General features: G+C 52.1%; 5 protein-coding genes and 1 tRNA gene. 5 read left to right on the top strand and 1 reads right to left on the bottom strand.

Annotated features, from left to right (window positions below):
• Positions 1 to 5 precede the first annotated feature (5 nt).
• The 4 genes from Q354_RS0119530 to clpX all read left to right on the top strand — a co-directional run bounded on the left by Q354_RS0119530 (position 6) and on the right by clpX (position 3,874).
• Positions 6 to 81 (top strand) — tRNA-His (locus Q354_RS0119530).
• A 360-nt stretch (positions 82 to 441) separates the two neighbouring features.
• Positions 442 to 1,779, top strand: coding sequence for a trigger factor (tig, locus tag Q354_RS0119525; RefSeq protein ID WP_027859075.1), 1,338 nt, complete (start codon positions 442 to 444; stop codon positions 1,777 to 1,779).
• Positions 1,780 to 1,877: 98 nt separating this feature from the next.
• A complete protein-coding gene (clpP, locus tag Q354_RS0119520; protein ID WP_051560392.1) occupies positions 1,878 to 2,504 on the top strand; it encodes an ATP-dependent Clp endopeptidase proteolytic subunit ClpP in 627 nt (208 codons plus the stop codon).
• A gap of 86 nt (positions 2,505 to 2,590) precedes the next feature.
• The gene (clpX, locus tag Q354_RS0119515) at positions 2,591 to 3,874 is read left to right on the top strand and encodes an ATP-dependent protease ATP-binding subunit ClpX (protein ID WP_027859073.1); all 1,284 of its coding nucleotides are present in this window, start codon (positions 2,591 to 2,593) and stop codon (positions 3,872 to 3,874) included.
• A 150-nt stretch (positions 3,875 to 4,024) separates the two neighbouring features.
• Here clpX and Q354_RS0119510 read toward each other — a convergent pair whose 3' ends face one another.
• The gene (locus Q354_RS0119510; RefSeq protein ID WP_027859072.1) at positions 4,025 to 5,092 is read right to left on the bottom strand and encodes a 3-deoxy-7-phosphoheptulonate synthase; all 1,068 of its coding nucleotides are present in this window, start codon (positions 5,090 to 5,092) and stop codon (positions 4,025 to 4,027) included.
• Between the two features lie 307 nt (positions 5,093 to 5,399).
• Here Q354_RS0119510 and dsbD point away from each other — a divergent pair, with 307 nt between their 5' ends.
• Entirely contained in the window at positions 5,400 to 7,244 is a 1,845-nt protein-coding gene (gene dsbD, locus Q354_RS0119505; RefSeq protein WP_027859071.1) for a protein-disulfide reductase DsbD, read from the top strand.
• The last annotated feature ends 58 nt before the right edge of the window (positions 7,245 to 7,302 follow it).

Below are 7,302 nucleotides of genomic sequence, written 5' to 3'. Positions count from 1 at the left end.
TTATGGTGGGCATAGCTCAGTTGGTAGAGCTCCGGATTGTGATTCCGGCGGTCGTGGGTTCGAGCCCCATTGTCCACCCCATTCCCTGTTTTACTTTCCTTCTGGCAAATTGTTTCTAACGCTGCGTTGTATTGCTGCTGGCGCCTGGTTTGCCCTATTGACGTTGTTTCGGTTGGTATCTCTTTTAAGTTTTGGCGGTTGGATGTACAGCTGAGACTGTGTGGCCTATTTCTGTGCTAACTGTCCGTGCCACCGGCATTTTTTGTTTTCGATTAATTATGATCGTTTCCGGATGTTTCCTTGACTAATTGCCTAAGTTCATTGAGAATTTCGCGCTTTGGATTTGCCCTGTTAGATGTATGCTAAGCTGGGTCAAGGTTTGCCAGGCGGGAGAAACATCCACCTGCCGATCATTGTGAAAAAGTATCTGTGAGGATTTCCATGCAAGTTTCCGTTGAAACGACTTCCGGCCTCGAGCGCCAGGTAACGGTTACAGTTCCGGCTGAGCGTATCGACCAGGATGTTAACAAACGCGTGCAGCAGACTGCACGTACCGCTCGTATCGACGGTTTCCGCCCGGGCAAAGTGCCGGTGCAGGTTATCAAGAAGCGTTACGGTAAAGGTATCCGTGAAGAGGTGATCGGTCAGGTTATCCAGGAAACCTTCTACGAAGCAGCTCAGCAGGAGGAACTGAACCCTGCAGGCATGCCTAATATCGACTTTAAAAACGATAAAGAAGGCGAAGAGTTCCAGTACGTCGCTACTTTCGAAGTTTACCCGACGATTGAACTGGCTGATTTCTCCGGTGTTGAGATCGAAAAACAGACTGCTGAAGTCAAAGACGCCGATCTGGACACCATGGTCGATACCCTGCGTAAGCAGCAGGCTTCTTTCGCTGCGGTTGAACGCGCAGCGGCTGAAGGTGATCAGGTAACGATCGATTTCGAAGGCTTCATCGATGGCGAAGCGTTTGATGGCGGTAAAGGCGAAGGCATGGAATTGGTTCTGGGTTCCAACACCTTTATCCCTGGTTTCGAAGACGGCCTGGTTGGCGCTGCTGCCGGTGACGAGAAAGAACTGAACGTGACTTTCCCTGAAGACTATCAGGCGGAAAACCTGAAAGGTAAAGACGCTGTCTTCAAAGTCGTTGTTAAGTCCGTTGCTGCGCAGGAACTGCCAGAGCTGAACGCTGAGTTCTTCGCTGGTTTCGGTATCGAGAAAGATGATCTTGAAGGCTTCAAAGAAGAAGTTGGCAAGAACATGCAGCGTGAGCTGACTCAGGCACTGAAAATGAAGCTGAAAGATAAAGTTTTCTCTCAGCTGATCGAAGTGAATGCTATCGACGTGCCTGCGGCACTGATCGACGGTGAGATCGACAACCTGCGTCGTCAGGCAGTACAGCAGTTCGGTGGTGAGAACTCACAGCTGGATCCGAACATGCTGCCTAAAGAGATGTTTGAAGATCAGGCTAAGCGCCGCGTAACTGTTGGCCTGCTGGTTCAGGAAGTTATCAAGTCTGCAGAACTGACTGCTGACGAAGATCGTGTTAACAGCACTATCGAAGAGATGGCTGAAACTTACCAGGAGCCGCAGCAGGTTATCGACTGGTACAAAAACAACCAGGAGATGCTGAATCAGGTTCGCAGCCTGGTGCTGGAAGATCAGGTGGTTGATCACCTGCTGGCATCTGCTAAAGTCAACGAAGTAGAAGTCAGCTACGAAGACGCTATGAAGCCGGCTCAGCCGGAAACAGAAGCACAGGAAGAAGCGGCTGAATAAGCCCACCCTGTAATCTGTTTTAAGACTCTCGTATTGAAAACGGCAGTCGGCGTATGCTGGCTGTCGTTTTTTTTCGCTTTCGGGCTAAGGAGATAAGCATGAGCTTTGATAAAAGCCATTCCGATATTATCAGCAGTCTTGTGCCAATGGTGGTGGAGCAGACTGCGCGTGGTGAACGAGCGTACGATATTTATTCTCGTTTGCTGAAAGAGCGTGTGATCTTTCTGGTAGGACCAGTGGAGGATCATATGGCGAATCTTGTTGTCGCACAGCTGCTGTTCCTCGAAGCCGAAAATCCGGACAAGGATATCCACCTGTATATCAATTCACCGGGTGGATCTGTAACTGCAGGTATGTCCATTTACGATACGATGCAGTTCATCAAACCTGATGTCAGTACTATGGTGCTGGGCCAGGCTGCTTCTATGGGAGCGTTCCTGCTCGCCGGTGGCGCTAAAGGTAAGCGTTATGCGCTGCCGAACTCCCGCGTAATGATCCATCAGCCTCTGGGTGGCTATCAGGGCCAGGCAACGGATATTGAGATCCACACCAAAGAGATCCTCTCTATTCGCGAAAAACTGAACAAGTTGCTGGCTCACCATACCGAGCAGGATCTCGAGACTATCTCGCGTGACACTGATCGTGATAACTTCATGGATCCATACGCAGCACGTGACTATGGCCTTGTCGATGCGGTGCTGGATAAGCGCATCAGCGAAGAGTAAGCCATTATTATGGTTAAGGGGTTGAAATCGGGTCTCAATGGCACCATCAATCCTTTAATCGAGAAGAGCACAGTTGAGGTAGTCGAATGTCCGACGAGATCAAAGGTAAAGACGGAGAAAACGGTAAGCTGTTGTACTGTTCATTTTGTGGCAAGAGTCAGGATGAAGTACGCAAGCTGATCGCCGGTCCTTCAGTGTTTATCTGTGACGAATGTGTCGACTTGTGCAACGACATTATTCGGGAAGAAGTCCAGGAAGTTGAGCCGCAGGAAGAGGGCGATCGTCTGCCTATTCCAGCTGAAATCAAAGCACACCTGGATGAGTATGTTATTGGTCAGGAGCGGGCTAAGCGTGTTTTGTCCGTAGCCGTGTATAACCACTACAAGCGCTTGCGCTTTCAGGGTGGTGAAGGCGGAGTAGAGCTGGGTAAGAGTAATATCCTGCTGATTGGCCCAACCGGTAGTGGTAAGACTCTGCTGGCACAGACACTGGCACGGACGTTGAATGTGCCGTTCACGATCGCTGATGCGACAACACTGACTGAAGCGGGTTATGTGGGTGAGGATGTTGAGAACATCATCCAGAAGCTGCTGCAGAAGTGTGATTATGATGTCGAGAAAGCGCAGCTGGGTATCGTCTATATCGATGAGATCGACAAGATCTCACGTAAGTCTGATAACCCGTCTATCACCCGTGATGTATCCGGTGAAGGTGTTCAGCAGGCGTTGCTGAAGCTGATCGAGGGGACTGTAGCCTCGGTTCCGCCTCAGGGTGGCCGTAAGCATCCGCAACAGGAGTTCCTGCAGGTTGATACCTCAAACATCCTGTTTATCTGTGGCGGTGCCTTCGCAGGCCTGGAGCAGATTATCCGTGATCGTTCCGAAAAGAGCTCGATTGGTTTCAGTGCTGTTGTTAAGAGCAAGGATGAAGTCAAGTCAGTGTCGGAATCCCTGCACGAGGTCGAAGCGGAAGACCTGGTTAAGTTTGGCTTGATTCCTGAATTTGTCGGTCGTCTGCCAATGGTTGCGACACTGAGTGAGCTGGATGAGGATGCACTGATCCAGATCCTTACAGAACCTAAGAACAGCCTGACCAAGCAGTATCATGCGCTGTTTGATATGGAAGGTGTCGAAGTGGACTTCCGCGAAGAGGCGCTGCGTGCCGTAGCGACTCAGGCACTGGAACGACGCACTGGTGCGCGTGGCTTGCGTTCTATCCTTGAAGCAACACTGCTGGATACTATGTATGACCTGCCTTCAATGGAGGGTGTATCCAAGCTGGTGATTGATGAAGGGGTTATTAAAGGTGAAAACGAGCCTTTGATGATCTATGAGAATGCCGAGCAGCCAAAGGTTGCTCCCGAAGACTGATTTACAGTCTTGCGATCTTATCGAAAACCGGGCCCTGCCCGGTTTTTTTCTGCCTGTTGCAGTCGTGTTGTGGCGGGCGGGGACAGGGTTCAGGCAATAAAAAAGGACGAGTTCGACTCGTCCTTTTCTGTTGGGGCTCTGGAAGCGGTATCAGCGCTTGCCCAGTGCGTCTTTCAGTTTGGCATCCATCTCCAGCAGGCACTTCTCTGTAGCTGCCCAGTCAATGCAGGCATCGGTAACCGATACGCCGTACTCCAGGTCTTTCAGGTCGGCCGGGATAGACTGACTGCCCCAGTTGATGTTGCTCTCGATCATCAGGCCGACAATGGACTTGTTGCCTTCAATGATCTGGTTAGCGACATTATCAGCCACCAGTGGCTGTAGGGCCGGGTCCTTATTGGAGTTGGCGTGGGAGCAGTCGACCATGATGTTGCTGGCAAGCCCGGCTTTATCCAGCGCCTTCTCGCACAGTGCTACGCTAACAGAGTCGTAGTTTGGTTTGCCGCCGCCACCACGCAGCACTACGTGGCCGTACTGATTACCCTTGGTACGTACTACGGATACCTGGCCATCCGGATTGATACCCAGGAAGTTATGTGGATGGCTAACAGACTTAAGGGCGTTCGTTGCCACGTCCAGGCCGCCGTCAGTACCGTTCTTAAAGCCTACGGCACAGGACAGACCGGAAGACATTTCGCGGTGAGTCTGGGATTCGGTTGTACGTGCGCCTATCGCAGACCAGGAGATCAGGTCCTGCAGATACTGCGGTGAAATCGGGTCAAGCGCCTCTGTGGCCAGTGGTAGTCCTTCTTCGGCCAGGTCAAGCAGCAGCTTGCGTGCTGTTTGCAGGCCTTCTTCAATCTGGAAGCTATCATCCATGCGAGGGTCGTTAATCAGGCCCTTCCAGCCAACGGTGGTACGTGGCTTTTCAAAATAGACGCGCATAACCAGATACAGGGTGTCTTCTACTTTGGCGGACAGCTCTTTAAGGCGCTTGCCATATTCAATGGCTGCCTCTGTGTCGTGAATTGAGCATGGGCCTACCACGACAAACAGTCGCGGGTCTTTGCGATCCAGAATGTTACGAATGACATTACGTCCCTGCATAACAGAAGCGGCGGCTGATTCTGAGATCGGCAGCTGCTCTTTAAGTGCCTCTGGTGTTACCAGCAGGGAGTGGGAGTCAATATTCAGATCATCTACACGGGTATCGGTCATCTTATTATCCTAAAGCATACGGTCGCATCTTTGTCTGTGACGCCTCTGTTTGTACCACATTCAACGCAGGGTTATAAGTGCTGCAATGTATTGATTGCATTATGGATTAAGATGCGGGTCAGATATCGTATGGGGGGTGTTATCGAGGGGAGATGTTTCAGCCTAAAGTATCGGCCAGTGTTACAATCGGCGATGAATAGCCGCCGGTTGGGCGCAACGGCCGCCATTCACTGAATTCTGCCGATATGCCGAACTCTGACAGGGTTCTGTGGTCAATCTCTCGTACCCGTTTAAGTAAGGATAGTTTGTGAAACAGCAGTGGACCTTTCCCGTTTTAGTTGCGGTCTTAATCCAGTGGTTGCTCATTGCCCTGCCGGTTCAGGCCGGATTGTTTGATAGCGCCAACCCGTTTGCTTCCGATGACGGTCCGGTCGATGTCGAGCAGGCATTTGTCATGCAGGCAGCGCAGGAGAACGAGCGACTTAAACTGAGCTGGGAAATTAAGGAGGGTTACTACTTATATCGTGACCGGATTAAGGTTGAGGTGCCAGCGCCACTGGAAGTTGCTGATATCGATTTTCTTGAGGCTGAGGAGAAGGACGATCCGTTATTCGGCAGGGTCTGGGTGTACCACAATCAGGCTGAAGCCAGCTTCCGTCTTAAGCGCTCTGGTGAGCAGGCTGCCGATTCGGTCGCGACGATTAGCTATCAGGGATGCTGGGAGGGCGGTATCTGCTATCCGCCGGTGAGTAAAACGATACCTCTTTCCATGGTGCCTGATCGCTTGACCTCCGAACCTGAGCAAACCCTACAGGCCAACAATCTCGCTACAGCAGCTTCCCGGATAACTGAAACTGAGCAGGATCGCTTTGCCCGGATGCTGGGGGAGGGAGGGTTGCTGCTGACGATTGGTGCTTTCTTCCTGGCCGGACTTGCGCTGTCACTGACTCCTTGTGTTTTCCCGATGATACCGATTCTCTCCAGTATCATTGCAGGGCAGGGAGATAAGATAACGACGATGCGCAGTCTTACGCTGTCTGCGGTCTATGTGTTGGCCGTATCAGTAACCTATACCGTAGCGGGCGTGATTGCGGGGCTGTTCGGTGAAAACCTGCAGGCGATGTTTCAGAACGGCTGGATTATAGGCTCTTTCAGCCTGCTGTTTGTTTTACTCGCCATGTCCATGTTCGGCTTCTATGAGCTGCAACTCCCATCCAGCTGGCAGGCGCGGCTCAGTCAGATGAGCAACAGCCAGCAGGGCGGCACCCTGTCCGGCGTTGCTGTGATGGGGTTGCTCTCTGCCTTGATCGTCGGTCCCTGCATGGCTGCACCGCTGGCCGGGGCACTGATCTATATCGGTCAGAGCGGCGATCCCCTGATGGGTGGGCTGGCGCTGTTTTCACTGAGTATCGGTATGGGTGTACCGCTACTCCTTATCGGGGTGTCAGCCGGTAAGCTGCTGCCTAAAGCCGGTGCCTGGATGAGTGCTGTCAAAGCTGCCTTTGGCGTGATGCTTCTGTTGATGGCGATCTGGATGCTCGATCGTATCGTTGCCACCGAAGTGACCATGGTGCTGACCGCTGCAGTGCTGATTACCGCTGCGGTTTATATGAAGGCGCTGGATCGTCTGCCTGAAACCGCTGGCGGCTGGAGCCGTTTTTGGAAAGGGGGCGGGGTTATCGTGATGGTATACGGCGTGGCGCTGCTGATCGGAGCGATGGCCGGAAACCGTAGTATGCTTCATCCATTGCAGGGCCTGGCAGGCGGAGTGGTTCAGCAGCAACAGAAAAAACTGCCGTTTGATGTGGTCAGGTCCCCCCAGGAGCTGCAGCCGTTACTGGCCCAGGCCAAAGCTGCCGGTGAGCCGGTAATGCTCGACTTCTATGCTGACTGGTGTGTGTCCTGCATCGAGCTTGAGGTGGTTACTTTTGCGGATGAAAACGTAATGCAGGCATTGCAGAGTTTCCGCCTGATTAAGGTTGATGTTACTGCCAATGATGAGGGAGCCAAGGCGCTCTATAAGGAGTATGGGATTATCGGTCCCCCTGCGCTGATTTTCTATGACTCTCAGGGTAATATCCGCACCGATATGACCTATATTGGAGTGGCTGAGCCTCAGGCGTTTGTCCAGCACCTGGCCCGGGTACAATGAGGTTCACTACCTGAACAGATTCTATCCGTTGATCGCAAGAAAGGTCTCGAAAGAGGCC

The organism is Marinobacterium jannaschii DSM 6295 (genome assembly GCF_000620085.1).
GTDB classification, from domain to species: Bacteria; Pseudomonadota; Gammaproteobacteria; order Pseudomonadales; family Balneatricaceae; genus Pontibacterium; species Pontibacterium jannaschii.
The sequence above is the reverse complement of the archived record's forward strand: the minus strand, read 5'-3'. Positions and strand labels throughout refer to the sequence as shown.

Bases quoted from the DNA above. Each gene is read 5' to 3' on its own strand.
- tig (WP_027859075.1), top strand. From the start codon at position 442: ATGCAAGTTTCCGTTGAAACGACTTCCGGCCTCGAGCGCCAGGTAACG.
- clpP (WP_051560392.1), top strand. From the start codon at position 1,878: ATGAGCTTTGATAAAAGCCATTCCGATATTATCAGCAGTCTTGTGCCA.
- clpX (WP_027859073.1), top strand. From the start codon at position 2,591: ATGTCCGACGAGATCAAAGGTAAAGACGGAGAAAACGGTAAGCTGTTG.
- Q354_RS0119510 (WP_027859072.1), bottom strand. From the start codon at position 5,092: ATGACCGATACCCGTGTAGATGATCTGAATATTGACTCCCACTCCCTG.